The organism is Streptomyces sp. NPDC007084 (genome assembly GCF_040703595.1).
Classification (GTDB): domain Bacteria; phylum Actinomycetota; class Actinomycetes; order Streptomycetales; family Streptomycetaceae; genus Streptomyces.
The window spans coordinates 44,482-60,087 of record NZ_JBEYFY010000017.1; the positions used below are offsets into that span (position 1 = coordinate 44,482).

13 protein-coding genes are annotated in these 15,606 nt (G+C 74.2%); 2 read left to right on the forward strand and 11 right to left on the reverse strand.

Features of this window, described 5'->3' with window-relative positions:
• Positions 1-7: 7 nt before the first annotated feature.
• The 5 genes from AB0912_RS16735 to epsC form a co-directional block, all read right to left on the reverse strand.
• A complete protein-coding gene (locus tag AB0912_RS16735; RefSeq protein ID WP_366700204.1) occupies positions 8-838 on the reverse strand; it encodes a cupin domain-containing protein in 831 nt (276 codons plus the stop codon).
• A 451-nt stretch (positions 839-1,289) separates the two neighbouring features.
• A complete protein-coding gene (locus AB0912_RS16740) occupies positions 1,290-2,297 on the reverse strand; it encodes a DMT family transporter (protein WP_366700206.1) in 1,008 nt (335 codons plus the stop codon).
• Positions 2,298-2,385: 88 nt separating this feature from the next.
• Complete coding sequence (locus tag AB0912_RS16745) at positions 2,386-2,853, reverse strand: cupin domain-containing protein (protein ID WP_366700208.1); 468 nt, start codon at positions 2,851-2,853, stop codon at positions 2,386-2,388.
• Positions 2,850-3,851, reverse strand: coding sequence for a cysteine synthase family protein (locus AB0912_RS16750; RefSeq protein ID WP_366700210.1), 1,002 nt, complete (start codon positions 3,849-3,851; stop codon positions 2,850-2,852). Before AB0912_RS16750 ends, AB0912_RS16745 begins: the two co-directional genes overlap by 4 nt.
• 253 nt (positions 3,852-4,104) lie before the next feature.
• Complete coding sequence (gene epsC, locus AB0912_RS16755) at positions 4,105-4,674, reverse strand: serine O-acetyltransferase EpsC (RefSeq protein ID WP_366700350.1); 570 nt, start codon at positions 4,672-4,674, stop codon at positions 4,105-4,107.
• A gap of 669 nt (positions 4,675-5,343) precedes the next feature.
• Here epsC and AB0912_RS16760 point away from each other — a divergent pair.
• Positions 5,344-6,537, forward strand: coding sequence for a hypothetical protein (locus AB0912_RS16760; RefSeq protein WP_366700212.1), 1,194 nt, complete (start codon positions 5,344-5,346; stop codon positions 6,535-6,537).
• Positions 6,538-6,800: 263 nt separating this feature from the next.
• Complete coding sequence (locus AB0912_RS16765; protein ID WP_366700214.1) at positions 6,801-7,493, forward strand: hypothetical protein; 693 nt, start codon at positions 6,801-6,803, stop codon at positions 7,491-7,493.
• Between the two features lie 255 nt (positions 7,494-7,748).
• On the opposite strand, the gene AB0912_RS16770 is transcribed toward AB0912_RS16765, so the two are convergent.
• The 6 genes from AB0912_RS16770 to AB0912_RS16795 all read right to left on the reverse strand — a co-directional run bounded on the left by AB0912_RS16770 (position 7,749) and on the right by AB0912_RS16795 (position 15,526).
• A complete protein-coding gene (locus tag AB0912_RS16770; protein WP_366700216.1) occupies positions 7,749-10,781 on the reverse strand; it encodes a BTAD domain-containing putative transcriptional regulator in 3,033 nt (1,010 codons plus the stop codon).
• Between the two features lie 769 nt (positions 10,782-11,550).
• A complete protein-coding gene (locus tag AB0912_RS16775) occupies positions 11,551-11,802 on the reverse strand; it encodes a 4-oxalocrotonate tautomerase family protein (RefSeq protein ID WP_366700218.1) in 252 nt (83 codons plus the stop codon).
• Positions 11,803-11,812: 10 nt separating this feature from the next.
• On the reverse strand, positions 11,813-12,274 hold the full coding sequence (locus tag AB0912_RS16780) for a cupin domain-containing protein (protein WP_366700220.1): 462 nt from the start codon (positions 12,272-12,274) through the stop codon (positions 11,813-11,815).
• An 11-nt stretch (positions 12,275-12,285) separates the two neighbouring features.
• A complete protein-coding gene (locus tag AB0912_RS16785; RefSeq protein WP_366700222.1) occupies positions 12,286-13,677 on the reverse strand; it encodes an MFS transporter in 1,392 nt (463 codons plus the stop codon).
• Between the two features lie 197 nt (positions 13,678-13,874).
• A complete protein-coding gene (locus tag AB0912_RS16790) occupies positions 13,875-14,591 on the reverse strand; it encodes an HAD family hydrolase (RefSeq protein WP_366700224.1) in 717 nt (238 codons plus the stop codon).
• Complete coding sequence (locus AB0912_RS16795; RefSeq protein ID WP_366700226.1) at positions 14,588-15,526, reverse strand: pseudouridine-5'-phosphate glycosidase; 939 nt, start codon at positions 15,524-15,526, stop codon at positions 14,588-14,590. The genes AB0912_RS16790 and AB0912_RS16795 overlap by 4 nt, the downstream gene beginning before the upstream one ends.
• Between the last annotated feature and the right edge of the window lie 80 nt (positions 15,527-15,606).

The window sequence follows — 15,606 nt, forward strand, 5'->3', positions numbered from 1 at the left end:
GCTGCGTTCACCTGACCTGTGAGGAGTAGCCGGCGGCGGAGTAGAGCGCCGGGTCGTAGGGGCTGGGGCCGCCGCAGGTGACGAAGCGGCGGGCGGTGGGACCGGTGTGCGGGTTGCGGGCGCCGTGCAGGACACCGGGCGAGGCGTACAGCACGTCTCCCGCGCTGACGTCGATCCACCGGTCGCGCAGGTACATCTGGCCGACGCCCTCGAAGGCGATGAACGCCTCGTCGCTGTCGGGGTGGAGGTGGACGTTGAAGGTCTCGCCCGGCTGCTGGATGCCGCAGTGCAGGCACAGTCGGCCGCTGCCGTTGCCGGGCCAGAAGACGAAGTTCATGGTCGCCCGGCGCTCGGCGGCCTCGATCTGTCCGGTCCCGCCGAAGCCGCGCAACTGGGTGGTGTCGTCCCAGAGCGAGGAGTGCAGGACGGGGGAGCTGCCGACGGGGGCGCCGGCGAGCGGGGTGCGCCACACGTACGCGGTCAGCCCGGCGCCGTCGGCGCTGAGCGTGAGCGCGCGTCCGGTGGGGGCGTAGGCGGCCGAACCGCGTTCCACGGGGCGGGAGTCGTCTCCCACGGCGGCGCTGCCGGTGCCGGCGAACACCACGACGGTGTTCTCCTCGGCCGCGCTGTGCTCGGGGGTGTACGACTCACCGGCGGCGACCCGGACGATGTGGAGGGTGACGTGGGTGGCGCCCGCGGCCGGGCTGACCGGGGTCGCCACCCTGGTGCGGGCGGCGGGGTCGGCCCCGGGGACGGGGCGGAAGTCGAACTCGGCCGCGGTGATGATGCGGGCGTCGCCGAGGGCGCTGGTGACGGGAGCTTCGGTGGATGGGGGCATGCCGGTGGCTGCTTCCTGTCTGCGAAGGCCGGCGCGGTGGCGTCGGTCTGCCGGTGCGGTGGGGGAGCGCGGGCGGTGGACGGTGGTACCCGATGGGGCCTGGCCGTCCGCCGACGGCGGGAGCGGAGCCCCGGGTCCGGTCGCCGCGGTCCTTCTCGGCTCCGCGGTGGTTTCCTTCTGCGGTGGCGGTGTTCTCCGGTGGCTTCCTGCTCCTGTGGAAGGTTCGCGCGGAGGGTTCCCGGTCGTGTCCCCCGTCGCTCCCGGCCCCGGGAGCGGTCACGGGAACCGGTTCGCCACGGGACACCCGCTCGCCACCCGGCACTTCGGACGCCGGCCGTTCCCGGAGACCGGCGCGCGTGCGCACGCGAAACGCCGCACGGCGCGCCCCCGGGGTCGGGAGCGCGCCGTGCGGCGTTTCGCGTGGTGTGGTGCTGACCGGCCGCGGGGCCGGTCAGCAGGCCTCCTGGGGGACGGTCGGCTGCGTCCGGTCGGCGCCTTCCTGGGGCGTCGAGGCGGCCTGCGGGGTCGTGGCGGCCGTGGGCGAGGCGGTGGCCGCGGGCGGAGCCGTGGTACGCCGGGACGGCAGCGGCAGCCGTCCCTCGGCGAGCGCCAGCGCGGCGATGACCACCGCGCCGCCCACCGGCACGTTCCACGTCACCGACTCGCCGAGGGCCGACGCGCCGACGATCACGGAGAACACCGGGACCAGGTAGTTGACGCCGGAGGCCGTGGTGGGGCCGGCGTCCGCGATGAGCCGGTTCATCAGCACGAAGGCGATACCGGTGGACGCGCCGCCGAGGACCAGGAGGGCCAGCAGCGGACCGGCGGTCAGCGGTCCCGGCCGGTCCCAGCCGATGGTGAACGTGGTGATCAGACCGGTGATGACCATCGCGGAGGTGAGCTGGGCGGCGGTCACGGAGAGCGCCGGGATCTTGTGCGGGGCGATGAAACGCCGCAGGTAGACGAAGCTGACCGCGTAGCTGACCGCCGCCCCGACACAGGCCAGCTGCCCGCCGATGGAACCGAAGCCGTGGGTCCGCCACGGGCCGACCACGACGATCAGTCCGACGAAGCCGATGACCAGGCCGGTGACCTTGCGGGCGGTGGGCTTCTCGGCGCGGATGGCCAGGGCCGCGAGGCCGAGGGTGACCAGCGGCGTGGCGCCCTGGATGACGCCGGCGATGGTGGCGGTGGTGTGCTGCTCACCGACGGCGAACAGGGTGAACGGCACGACGTTGCCGAACACCGAGGCCACCACGATGTGCCCCCAGACCTTGCGGTCGGGGACGGAACCCTTGGTCACGGCGAGGATCACCGAGACGACGAGGGCGCCCACGAGCAGCCGCCCGAAGGCGAGCTGGAGGGGCTCGAAGGCGTCCAGCGACACCTTGATGAAGGCGAAGCTGCACCCCCAGAGGGCGGCGAGCAGGCCGAAACGGGCCCAGTTGACGGGACTCATGTCATGACTCCTGGAGGTTGTCGAACGGAGTGGGGGAAAGGGGTGATCCCGGTGAACCGGGCTGGTTACAAAGGGGAGTGACGATCCGTCAGTCCGCGTCGACCTCGAACTGGTCGTACTTCTCCATGAGCGCCACCATCTCCTCCCGCGTCGGGACGTTCCCGTCGGCCAGGAGTTCCGCCAGGCCGGTGAAGTAGCCCTCGCGGTTCTCGGCCGGCGTGAAGATGATCAGCATCTCCGCCGGGGCGTCGCTGTCGTTGCGGAAGCCGTGCACGGCGTTCTCGGGCACGTGCAGCAGGTCGCCGGCGTGCGCCTGGTGCCAGCGGGTGCCGTCGTGGACGGTGACCTCACCGGAGAGGACGTAGAACGTCTCGGTGATGCGCGTGTGGTAGTGCGGGGCCGCTCCCGCGGCGCCGGGCAGCATGTGGTGGTGGAAGATGCCGAGGCGGCCGTCGGTGGTTTCGGCGAGCGCGATGTACCGGGTGGTCGTCGTCTCCCCGATGCGGACCTTGACCGCGTCGCCGAACCTCTTCAGGGTCGACACCAACAGCGTCACGAGGGGTCCTCCCACATGCTCAGATAGCGCTCGCCGGTGTCCGGCAGAACGGTGACGACCGTCTTGTCCCGGTACTCGGGGCGGGCGGCCAGCAGATGGGCGGCGTAGACGGCGGCGCCGGACGAGACGCCCACGAACAGGCCCTGCCCGGCGGCGAGTTCGCGGGCGGTGCGCAGCGCGTCGGCGTCACCGACCGCGATCACCTCGTCGATCAGCGAGACGTCGGTGGTCGGGGCGACGAAACCGCCGTTGAGACCCGGGATGCGGTGCCGTCCGGGCTGCCCGCCCGACAGCAGCGGCGACCCCTGCGGTTCGACCGCGACGATCCGGACCCCGGCGTCCTGTTCGCGCAGATGGCGGGCGATGCCGGTGAGGGTCCCGCCGGTGCCGACCGCGCACACGAGCGTGTCGACCCGGCGTCCGGTCGCGGTGAGGGCGGCGGTGATCTCCGGTCCCGTGGTGGCGTAGTGGGCCGCCACGTTGTCCGCGTTCTCGTGCTGGCAGGGGAACCAGGAGCCCGGGGTGAGCGCGTGGATCTCCTCGGCCTTCTCGATCGCTCCCGGGTAGCCCCGGTCCGCCGGGGTCTGGACGACCTCCGCGCCCAGCGCGGCGAGCAGCCGTACCCGCTCGGTCGTCGCGTTGTCCGGCAGGACGATGACACAGCGGTAGCCGCGCGCGGCGGCGAGGGCGGCCAGCGAGATGCCGGTGTTTCCGGAGGTGGCCTCGACGATCGTGCCGCCCGGCGCCAGATCGCCCCGGGCCTCGGCCGCCTTGAGCATGTACAGGGCCGCCCGGTCCTTGCTGCTGGACATCGGGTTGGCCGCCTCCAGCTTGGCCAGTATCTCCGCGCCGGCCGCCATTCCTTCGAGCCTCAGCCGGACCAGCGGGGTGGCCCCCACCAGGTCGTCGATGCCGTCGGCGACGACGGGCCGGACCAGGGACGGCCGGGGCGTCTGCGGGGACGTCCGGGCCGGGGTGTGCGGTGCAAGGGTTCGCATGATGTGAGTCCTCGTCAGTTCGGTTGCTGTGGGCGGCCGTTCGGGCGCGGTTCGGTCGCGGGCGGGAGGTCGTGCGCGGAGGGAACGCCCGGCGGGGACCGGTGGGAGCGGCCGGTGCGAGCGGTCGGTGCGGGGCGCCCGGTGCGGTCGGCCGGTGGGAGCGCCCGGCGCGGGCGGTCGGTGGGCGCGGCCGGTGGGGGCGCTCCGCGTGGGCGGCCGGTGGGTGGTGCGGGGCGGGGCCGGGCGGCCGGGGCTACCAGGAACCGGCCGAGGCGATGCTCGCGATGACGTCCTCGGACGGCCGGCGCCGCTTGCCCGTCGTCGCGGTGGCTGCCAGCATCCGGGTCCCCTCCGGGACGTCCTTGTTGACCAGGGCCTGCGCGCCGATGACCGCGTCGTCGCCGACGGTCACCGGACCGAGCACGGTCGCGTTGGTGCCGAGGACGACGTTGCGGCCGACCACCGGGTGCCGGCGGTCGCCCTCGGGCCGGTTGTTGTCGCTCCACCAGCCCACCGCGCCCAGGGTCACCTGGTGGTAGATGGTCACGTCGTCGCCGACCGTGCAGGTCTCGCCGATGACCACGGCGGCTCCGTGGTCGATGAACACCCGGCGGCCCAGGACCGCCCCCGGGTGGATCTCGACCGCCGTCAGCCGCCGGGCCCAGCGGGACAGCAGCCGGGCCGTCATCCGGTGTCCCCGGGTGTGCAGGCGGTGGGCGAGGCGATAGGTCCACAGGGCGGTCAGCGCGGGGTGCAGCGCCGCTTCGAGGCGACCGCGTACGGAGGGGTCGCGCTCGACGACGACGTGCAGGTCCTCGCGCATCAGGCGCAGCAGACCGGTACCGGCGAGGTCGGGAGAGGTGGCGGTCGGCACGGTTCGGCCGGCGTCCGTACCGGCCCGGCGGAAGGGCAGGACAGAGGCGGGCTCCTGGGAAGTGGCGCTCACGGGGGGCTCCAGTCGGACGAAGGGAGGCGGCCGCGGACGGGTCCGGGACGGGTGGTGCGGGCACGTTCCGTGCCCGGCGGAGCGAGGGGGGATCCTGACGGCCGCCGTGGTAGGTCGAGGTCCCGGAAAGAGCCTGCCCGGCCCCGTTCCCGATCCCTTCCCGGCCGGTTCCCCGGCCGCCGGGGCGCCAGGGCCGTGATTCGGCCAGTGCCGGGAACGCACGGGGAGGGATCCGGGAACGGCCGTCGGGACACTCCCGTGGAGCGCCACTCCGCGCCCGGACGCGCGGAGCACGACCAGGAGAGCCGGTCCGGCGCCCCTACGCGCAAGGAAGCAACCACCCATGAACGAGCCACCAGAGCCGTCACGGCCGGTACGACCGGGACGGCCACCGGAGCCGTCACGGCCGGCAGAGCCGGTTCGGCCACCGGAGCCGTCACGGCCATCAGGGCCGGTACGGCCATCAGTTGTCCGGGGCGCGGCGGGCGTCGGGGGATCCGACACCCGCCGCGTCCCGCCCGCCGTCGAGGAGACGAGGAGCCAGCCATGAGCGCGACGGCCGACCGCCACCGAGAGCCCGACCCCCGGGACAGCGCTCCGCAGCGGCTGCTGCTGGTCTGTCCCCCGCCTCGTCTGGTGCGCGCGGCCGTCGCGGCCGGGTTCGCCGTACGGGTGCTCACGGACACCCGCCCGCCCGAGGACGGCCCCCTTCCCCCCGAAGTGCCCCTGGAGGTGGTCGACTTCACGGACGAGACGGCTCTGGCCGCCGCGGTCGAGACGTCGGTCCTGGTCCACGGGACGCAACGGGTGCTGGCCTGCGCCGGTACGGCCGAACTCGCCGCCGTCGCCGGTACCGCGGCCCGCCTCGGGGTGACCCCCAACCCGCCCGACGCCGCCCGGCTGCTCGGCGAACCCGTCGCCATGCGGGCCCTGCTCAACGGCAGCCGGCACTCGTACGTCCCCGCGGCCCGCGCCCGTACGGCGGAGGAACTGCCCGCCGCCGTCGAGGAGATCGGCGCCCAGGTCACCGTACGCACCCTGCCCGCCTGCCCCGGGAACGGCTGCCCCCTGAACGGGACGGCGGGCGAGCGCTCGTATCTGGTGGAGCAGTATCTGGAAGGCCCCGAGTACGGCGTCGTGACCCTCACCGTCGACGGCATGCACCGGGTGGTGGGCGTGGCGGCCCTGCACGGCGCCTGGCATCCGAGCAGCCACCTCTTCCCGGCGCCCCTGGGAGAACGCGACGAGGCCGAGGCCCGCGCGGTCGTGACCGAGTTGCTCGACCTGGCCGGTTACGAGTTCGGCTACGCCTATACCGTCGTGGTCCTGACCGCCGACGGACCCCGGGTGGTGCGCTCCCGGGCCACCTGGCCGGACGAACCGCTGGCCTCGCTGATCGAGCTGGCGACGGGCTTCGACCCCGACGAGGAACTCGTCCAGGTGCTCGCGGGCAAACCCGTGACCGTACCGGCCGCCGACCGGTACGCCGCCGTCGCGTCCTACCGGCTGCCCGCCGGGCGGCTGCTGTCGGTGTCCGGCCTGGAGGCGGTGTCCGAGCTGCCCGGCGTGCACCGGGTGCACTTCCCGTACGCCTCCGGGGACGACATCCCCGGCCACGGGACGGGCGCGGAGGGGCACGTGATGCTCAGCGCGGAGTCGACGCAGGAGGCCGCCGAGACGGTCACCGCGGTCGGGCGGCTCCTGCGCGCGGAGGTGAGCCGGCGCCCCGACCACGTCTGACGCCCGCCGCGCGTCCGCTCCGGCCGCCCGGCACGTCCCTGTCCGACAACCGCCCGCACGACCCCGTTCCGGGTCGTGCGGGCGGTTGTCGTCGGTGCCGCCGAGCGGGTGCCGAGACGGTGTCCGACGCCCCGCCGACGCGGTTCCCGGGTCCTTCCCCGTCGTGCCCGGGAGGCCGGTAACGGAGGCGGAACAGGCCGGGAGCGCCCGACGCGACCTTTCTCTCCGTCAGCACCGCACCGCGACGACAGAAGGCGGACACCATGATCAGCAAGGGCTTCGGAACCTCGGCGGGCTTCTTCACCTACGCGGCGATCACCCTGGCCCTCGGCGCGGGCGTCGCCGCCGGGGTGACGGCGGCCGGCCCGGTCTCGGACGAGGGCCCGAACGCGGTCCCCGGCATCTCGGTCGCCTGGGACGCCGGTACCCACCACGTTCCCCTCCGGGCGCCCGCCTCCGACGAGGGCCCGAACATCGTCACCGCCGGCACGACCGGGGACGAGGGCCCGAACGTCGTCGCCGCCGGTGCCGAGGGTGACGAGGGTCCGAACGTCGTCGCCGCCGGTGCCGAGGGTGACGAGGGTCCGAGCGTCGTCGCCGCCGGTGCTGACGGTGACGAGGGTCCCAATGTGGTCCCGGCCGGTGTCCAGGGTGACGAGGGCCCGAACGTCGTGGCGGCTGGTGCTGACGGTGACGAGGGCCCGAACGTGGTTCCGGCCGGTACGACCGGGGACGAGGGTCCGAACGTCATCGCCGCCGGCGCGCGCGGCGACGAGGGTCCGAACGTCGTCAAGGCCGGGCTGAACGGCGACGAGGGGCCGAACGTGGTCAAGGTCGGGGTGAACGGTGACGAGGGGCCGAACCTGGTCACGCTCGGCGCCGACGGTGACGAGGGGCCGAACGTGGTCAAGGTCGGGGTGAACGGTGACGAGGGCCCCAACGTCATCGCCGTCTGAGCGGACGCCGTACGGCGGTTGACGCCGGCGCCCCGCCCGGCCCCCACCGCGACGGGGTGTGGCGCCCCCACCCGCGAACCGCCGCACCTGAACCGAACACCCCCCTGCTGAACCGGACGCCCCCTGCCGATGCCCGCCGTTCTCCACGGCGGACATCGGCAGGGGGCGTTCGGCCCGCACCTGGACGGCACACGGGCACCCGCGCCCCGCCCGGTTGCGACGGAACCGCGAGGTTCCCGGCCGCCGCCGGGAACCTCAGTCCCCCCGGCGGACCCGTCCCGGGATGGCCATCGCCTGGAAGGCCTCCTCGGCGGCGGCGCCCAGTTCGGCCGCCTCCGCCGTGTCGCCCAGCGCCGTCAGCGCCCGCGCTGCGCCGTCCAGGGCGTACGCCTCCTCCACCCGGTGGCCCAGCTTGGCCGCCGAGGCGTGGGCCTGCCGGTGCAGCTCCAGCGCCCGCCGGTGGTCGCCGCCGCGCCGGAAGAAGCGCCCGGCGCTGTTCCACACGGTCGCCTCCCGTACGGGCGCGTCCTCAAGTCCCTTGGTGGCAAGGGCCTCCTCCACCCAGTGCAGTACCTCCCGGCGGTGCCCGAGCCGGCCCTCGGCCTCCGCGGACAGGACCAGTTGGAGCGCCCGCTCGGCCGGAGCCAGTACACCCGGAGCCCGTTCCCGGCCCGCCGCGAGGGTGCGGGCCGCCGCCTCGGCGTCACCCATGGCCAACTGGATCTGCGCGAGGTCGTTCAGCCCGACGAGTTCCTTCTCCGACGCGCCGATCTTGCGGGCGAGTTCGATCGACCGGGTGGCCGCCCGCACCGCCTCCGTGAAGTTCCCGCGTTCCATGTAGACGCCGCTGACGTTCGACAAGGACTCGGCCTCGGCCCGTTCTGCGCCCAGTTCGCGCTTGAGGGCGATCGACTGCTCCAGCCGGGGCAGCGCCTCCTCGAAGCGGCCGGTGGTGGCGAGCAGCAGGCCGAGCACGCCGGTGTCCTTGGCCTGGCCGCGCAGGTCCCCGAGGTCGACCGCGAGGCGGTGGGCCTCGACCGCCGCCGCTATGCCGTCCTCGAATCTGCCGCGCTTCCAGCAGGCGACCGCCAGGTTGGACAGGCTCAGCCGCAGCAGATCGGCCTCGCCCAGCCGGCGGGCCGCGGCGAGCGCGGTCTGGCACAGCGCGAGGAATTCGTCGAGCCGGCCGCGCAGATCGAGATGGAAGACGACGTTCGCCGCGAGCAGGGCGACCTCGCGGTCCAGGCCCCGGCGGAAGGCCAGCGCGATCGCCGCGAGGAGACTGTCCTGCTCGCGCTCGAACCAGTCCCGGGCGGCCTCCGGTGTGGTCAGCGGGGCCAGTTCGGGGCGGAAGGAGGGCGTCGGCCGGGCCATCCGCACCCGGCCGGGGAAGAGCAGGTCGCAGGCCGCGTCCGAGGCGGTGATCGAGAACTCCAGCAGCCGGCGGACGGCGCCCTCCGCCTCCTCGCTGAACTCGCCGGTGCCGCCCGAACTCCGGGCCCGCGACAGCATGTGCGCGAAACTGCGCACCAGGTCGTGGAAGGCGTAACGGCCCGGCTCGTGCTGCTGCACGAGATGCATGTCGAGGAGGTATTCGAGGATGTCCTCCGCGTCCCGCACCCCGAGGTCGAGCAGGGCCGCCGCCGTGTAGACGTCGAGATCGGCCCCCGGGTGCTGGCCCAGCAGCCGGAACGACTTGCGGTAGTCGGCGTCCAGACCCTCGTACGACAGCCGCAGGGTGACCTCCACGCTGCGCTCGCCGGCGCTGAGTTCGGCGAGGCGGTGGGTGTCGTCGCGGAGCCGGTCCACCAGGTAGCGCACGGTCCACCGGGGCCGTTTGCGCAGCCGGGCCGCCGCGATCCGCAGGGCGAGGGGTAAGTGCCCGCTCAGGTCGGCCAGTTCGGCGACCGCGGCGGGCTCGGCGTGCGCCCGCCGCTCCCCGATGATGCCGACGATCAGGGCGACGCTGTCCGGCGGTGACATGGTGCCGAGCGAGACGGAGTGGGCCGCGTCGAGGTCCACGAGCAGGGCGCGGCTGGTGACGAGGACGACGGTGCCGGTGGGGGAGGCCAGCAGCGGTTTCACCTGGGCCTCGTCGACGACGTTGTCGAGCAGCAGGATCATCCGGTGCCGGGTCATGGTGGACCGCCACAGGGCGATGCGGCCCTGCGGGTCGTCGGGGATGCGTTCCCCCGGCACCCCGAGCATGCGCAGCAGCGCCTCGGCCGCGGCGGCCGGCGCGAGCGGCTCCTCGCCGGGGGTGTAGCCGCGCAGGTCGAGGTGGAGCTGAGCGTCGGGGTAGCGCTCGGCGAGCCGGTGGGCGGCGCGGACGGCGAGGGAGGTCTTGCCGCTGCCGCCCATCCCGTCGATCGCCACGATGAGCGGCCCGGAGCCGGTGGCGTCCTCGACGAAGCCGAGGAGCTTGTGCAGTTCCTCCTCCCGGCCGGTGAAGTCGCGCAGGTCGTAGGGGAGGGTGGAGCGGCTGCCGGTCACCGTCGGCGGTGCCGGGGCGGCGGGCGCGGCCGGGGCGGACAGCGCGGGATCGTTGCGCAGGATGGCCTGGTGCAGCTCGCGCAGGGCGTCACCTGGCTGGATGCCGAGTTCCTCGTCCAGTACGGCGCGGATCGTGCCGTACTCCTCCAGCGCCTCGGCCTGCCGGCCCGAGCGGTACAGGGCGAGCATCAGCTGCCCGCGCAGGGTCTCGCGCAGTGGGCTTCCGCCGATGGCCTCGCGGATCTCGGCGATCAGTTCGGCGCTCTCGCCGGCCTCCAGCCGCAGGTCGAAGAGCTGCTCCACGGCGGTCATGCGCCGTTCCTCCAGCGACGCGGAGGCCGCGTCGACCACCGCGCCGCCGTTGCCGGACAGCACGGGCCCGCGCCACAGGGCGAGGGCCTCGCGCAGCAGTGCCGTGGCCTCGGCGGCCAGTCCGGCGGCGGCGTGGTCGCGGGCCCGGCGCAGGGCGTCGGTGAACTGGAGCAGGTCGAGCTGGTCGGAGGTGACGGCGGCGCGGTAGCCGGGTCCGTCGGTGGCGATCAGGGTGCGGCCGTCCGGGATGCGCTGGCGCAGTTCGGCGACCGCCTTGCGGACCTGGTGGGCGGCGGTGGCGGGGGCGTCCTCGTCCCAGACCGCCTCCACGAGCCGGTGCACCGGCAGCACGCGCTGCGGTTCGAGCAGGAGGGTCACCAGGACCCGTTCGCTGACCGGTCCGCCGACGTGGACGCGTTCGTCCCCGTCCCAACATTCCAGGGAGCCGAGGATGCGAAAGCGAATCGGCGCTGGCTGGCGCATGGCGCGGGTCCTCTCCTCGGTCCTGGTGCGGCCGCCGTACCACCGCTCGCCCGCAGAGGGGACCGCGCGTCAGGACCGGAGACGGCGTCCCGTTCCTTCACGTTCTGCAGGGAACGGCACAGGGCGGCCGTCGTCGACGTTCACATTCTGACCCACAACGTGTACTGACGGTCGCGGGTTCAGGGCTCGCATGATGTGCGCGTCGGACGCGCTGGCGGATATAGGACAAGTTTCCGCAAGGGTCCAGACCAGGTGTGGGTGCCGGGCGCGGGGCGGGGGCATATTCAACGGGCCTGTCGGAGAGGCGCGTTGGAGGCGGCGGTCGGCTGTCGCGGAGGGCGCGGGTCCGCGGACGGGGCGGAAGCGGGGGAGGCGGGCGGTCCCACGACGGCGTTGTGACGGCGTGTGATCGTCCGGCCGGGCCGGGCGCGGCCCGCCACCGGCGGCGGAGTTGGGCGTACCGGTGCCCGCCCGCGGCCGGGAGATGCCCGTTTCCTGCCCGTTCGGGAGGTCGCCGGCGCGATCAAGCCCCACCGCGATCAAGGGCGTTGGGCCCGGTCGGCCGCTTCGCCCGCCGTACGGCCAGCGCGGGGCGCCCCACGGGGAGACGGCCCCGGCCCCCTCGTACGGTGTACCGCCGATCGGGCTCGTGGGCGGGACGGCGGACCAGGTTGTGAACGCGGGCCCCGCCCGCCGCCCGTCCGTTCCGCACACGCCGGGTGGCCGGCGGCATTGCGCCGCCGGCCACCCACCGTGTCCGTCCGAACTCTCAACCGCGCCTCGCCAGGGGGAGTTCGGCGTCCTCGGGCACCGGCGGGCGGTCCGCGGGCGCCTCGGCCGGGGTGTCGGCGAGGACGCCGCCGCGCCCCCAGTGGTCCTGCTCGACATCGCGCACGAGCACGGTCACGGCCTCTCTCGGGCATCCCGCGATCCGGGCCAGCGTCGTGGTGAGTTCGTCCACGAGATCGGCTCGTTTCCGTCGGTCGTTGCCCTTCCACCAGTCCACGGTCACCACAGGCACGGTTCTCTCCTCACTTCTCGGGGGCGACGAGGCCCTCGGCCGCGGGGAACTGGTCGAACCTGCGCGCCAGTTCCTCCATCATCTCGGGTGTCGGTTCGGGCGAGGAGTCCAGCAGCTCGCCCAGCTCGCGGAAGTACTTCTCCCGGCCGCCGTCCGGGGTGAACATCACCAGCAGCGTGGCGGGGTCGGCGCCGGGGTTGCCGAACGCGTGGGTGGTTCCGGGCGGCACCATCATGAACGTGCCCGGACCCGCGACGCGCCGCTCCCCGCCCAGCGTGAGCAGTACGTCGCCGCTCGCCACGTAGAACATCTCCGTCAGCTCGTTGTGGAAGTGCAGCGGCGCTCCGGGGGCGCGGGGCGGGAGCCGGTGCTCGGTGAGGCCGAAGCGGCCGGCCGTGTCGTCCCCGGTGACGAGGAAGGAGACCGGGGTGCCGCCGACGACCGTGGTGGGGCCCGTACCGGGAGCGATCACACGGGGCAGCGTCACCGCTCGCCCCCGGCGTCCGGTCCGGCGTTCGCCCCGGCGGCCGTCGCCGTGCCGGGTGCGAGTGTCCGCAGGGCCACCGCCGACGCGATCAGGGCGAGGACGGCGGTCAGCGCGTACGCCCGGCCGAACGCGGCGCCGGCCGGCGCGTCGCCGAGTACGAGGACCAGCACGGCGAGGCCCATGGCGCCGCCGGTGTACTGCGTCGTCGTCAGGACGGCCGACGCCGTCCCCTGCTCGCTGTCCGGCACGTCCTTGGTGCCCGCGATGTACATGCCCGCGAAGGCCATGCCCTGGCCGAGTCCGCTGACCAGCAGGCCCGGCAGCACGGCGGTCCAGTAGTCCGAGCCGCCCGTGCCGAGGCCGAGCAGGGCGAGCCCCGCCGCGCCGACTGCGAAGCCGGTGGCGAGCGTGGGACGGATGCCCCAGGACCCGGCGAGCCGCCCGGTGACGAGGTTGCCCGCCACCACGCTGAGCGCTAGCGGCAGGAAGGCGATGCCGGCCCCGAGCGGACCGTAGCCCCACACGTTCTGGAGGAAGAGCGTGATCAGGAAGAACTCGGCGCCGACGCTCGCCATGTAGAGCGCCGACATCGTGCTCGCCCCGGCGAGCGAACGCACCCGCAGCAGCGCCGGCGGGATGAGGGGCGTGGCGGCCGGGCGCCGGTCGTACGCCGTCCACGCCGTGCCCAGCGCCACGGCGGCGGCGAGGCAGCCGAGGCAGGACGCGGAGGCCCAGCCGTCGACCGCGGCCTCGGTGAGCGCCGCCACCAGGAAGAGGACCGCGCCGGTGAACAGGGCCGCGCCGGGGATGTTGAGCCGCCGTACCGAGGCCTGGGTGCGCTCGCCGGCCGGCAGCACCCGCAGCGCGAGGGCGACGGTGACGAGGATGAGCGGCACGTTCACGAAGAACACCCACCGCCAGGAGAGCGCGGCCGTCAGCACTCCGCCGATCAGCACCCCGGCCGCGAGGCCCACCGCGCCGATCGCGCCCCAGATCGCGAGCGCCCGGGACCGGACGGGACCGGCCGGGAACGCGGCACCGATGAGGGCCAGCATCGCCGGGGTCAGCGCCGCCGCGCCGACGCCCTGCGCGGCGCGGGAGACGATCAGCAGCCACTGGTCCCCGGCGAGTCCGGCGGCCAGCGAGCCGGCGCCGAACAGGCCCAGCGCGCCGAGGAAGAGCCGGCGCGGACCGGTGAGGTCGGCGGCCCGGCCGCCGACGACCAGGAAGCTCGCGAAGAAGACGGCGTACGCGGACACCACCCACTGGAGCCGTTCGGGCGGCAGGCCGAGGCCCGATCCGATGCTGGGCAGGGCCACGTAGATGATCGAGTAGTCCAGCGCCACCAGGAACTGGGCGATGGACAGGGCCAGCAGCGCGGCCTTCATCCGCCCGCTGAACCGGGTGACTTCGGGAGCGGTGTCCGAGGACGGCTGAGGGGCCGGGGACGGCTGAGGCGTTGAGGACGGCTGAGAGGTCGGGGACGGCTGAGAGGTTGGGGAGGGCTGAGCGTTCTGGGAGGTCGGAGGAGTCGGGGTGGTCGGAGGAGTCGGAGAGGCGGGGGAGTTCTGGGGGGTCTGGACGGTCATGTCAGGGCTCCGGTCGGTTCCGGGCGGGTCCCGGCGAGGTCTCGGACGGTGTCGGCGGTGCCGTGGAGGAGCGCGCGGATCACCGAGGGGAAGTCGGCGACGACATGGTCGGCACCGGCGGCGACGAGGTCTTCGGCGGAGTCGACCCCGTAGGAGACGCCCACGGTCCGCAGGGCGGCGCCCCGGGCCATCGCCATGTCGGTCACGGTGTCGCCGACGTACCAGGAGGCCGCCGCCGGGGCGCCGAGGTCGGCCAGGGCGCGCAGCGCCATGTCGGGGTGGGGCTTGCCGCGTTCGACCATGTCGTGGCAGACCACCGTGTCGAACCGCCCGAGGATGCCGGTCGCCTCCAGCAGCGCGAGCGCGCTGGAGGAGATCTTGGAGGTGGCGATCCCGAGCAGGTGCCCCGCCGCCCGCAGATCGTCCAGCCCCTCGGGCACGCCCGGCAGCAGCAGCGCCGGGCCCTGGCTCAGGACGTCGGTGGCGAAGCGGGCCCGGTAGCGGGCGGCGGCCTCGGCCGTCGCCGCGCTGTCGACGGACACGCCCAACAGGCGGGCGAGGGAGGCCTCCAGAGGCTTCCCGACGGTCGCCAGCACCTGCGCACGGCTCGGGGACGCGCCGAGACCGTGCACCACGTCGGCGATCAACTCGGCTATCACGGCGGGGGTGTTGGCGAGCGTCCCGTCGATGTCGAAGACGATCGCGGAGGTCATGCCGCCCCCTCCCCGGCCGGCTCGGCGGTCGCCGCGTAGGCGACGGCGAGGTATCCGGCGAGCCGGGCCGTGCTGATCAGGACCTCGCGGTTGGCGGCGGCCGAACGGCCCTCCGTGGCCCGCGAGACGGCCTTCATCAGATACGGGGTGGCGGCGGGACCACGGACCCCGTCGGCCTCGGCGGCCCGCAGCGCCTCCTGGATCACGCCCTCCATGACGTCGCTGTCCAGGGCGTGTTCCTCGGCGATCGGCGCGGTGATCAGCGGGCCGCCCGGCAGACCGGCGGCCCAGTGCATCCGTACCGCCCGCGCCACGTCGCCCGGGTCGTCGATCCGCTGGGGGACGCGCAGTCCGCTGGAGCGGCAGTAGAACGCGGGGAAGTGGTCGAAGCGGTAGCCGATCACCGGAACGCCCAGCGTCTCCAGGTACTCCAGGGTCAGCCCGAGGTCGAGGATGCTCTTGGCGCCGGCGCAGACCACGGCCACCTTGCTGCGGGTGAACTGCACGAGGTCGGCGGAGATGTCGAAGCTCTCGCTCGCGCCCCGGTGCACTCCGCCGATGCCCGCGGTCGAGAAGAAGGGGATGCCGGCGAGGTCGGCGGCGACCAGGGAGGACGCCACCGTGGTGGCCCCCATCCCGCCGCCGGCGAGCACGACGCCGACGTCCCGGCTGGACACCTTGGGCACACCGGTGCCGACCGCGAACCGCTCCATGTCGTCGGGGGACATGCCGACGGTGAACCGGCCGCCGTCCAGCCCGACGGTCGCCGGGACGGCACCCGACTCCCGGACCGCCTTCTCGATGGCGAGCGCGGTCTCCACGTTGCCCGGGTAGGGCAGACCGTGCGCGATCACCGTCGACTCCAGGGCGACGACCGGCCGGTTCTCGGCCAGCGCGTCACCGACTTCCTCACTGATGCGCAGCAGGGGGTGCATGAAGGGTCTCCTGAACGGTCGCTGGGGACGGAGGGAGGAGCCCGCCGGGCGGACCTCCGAGTCACCCGGACTGTCCCGGA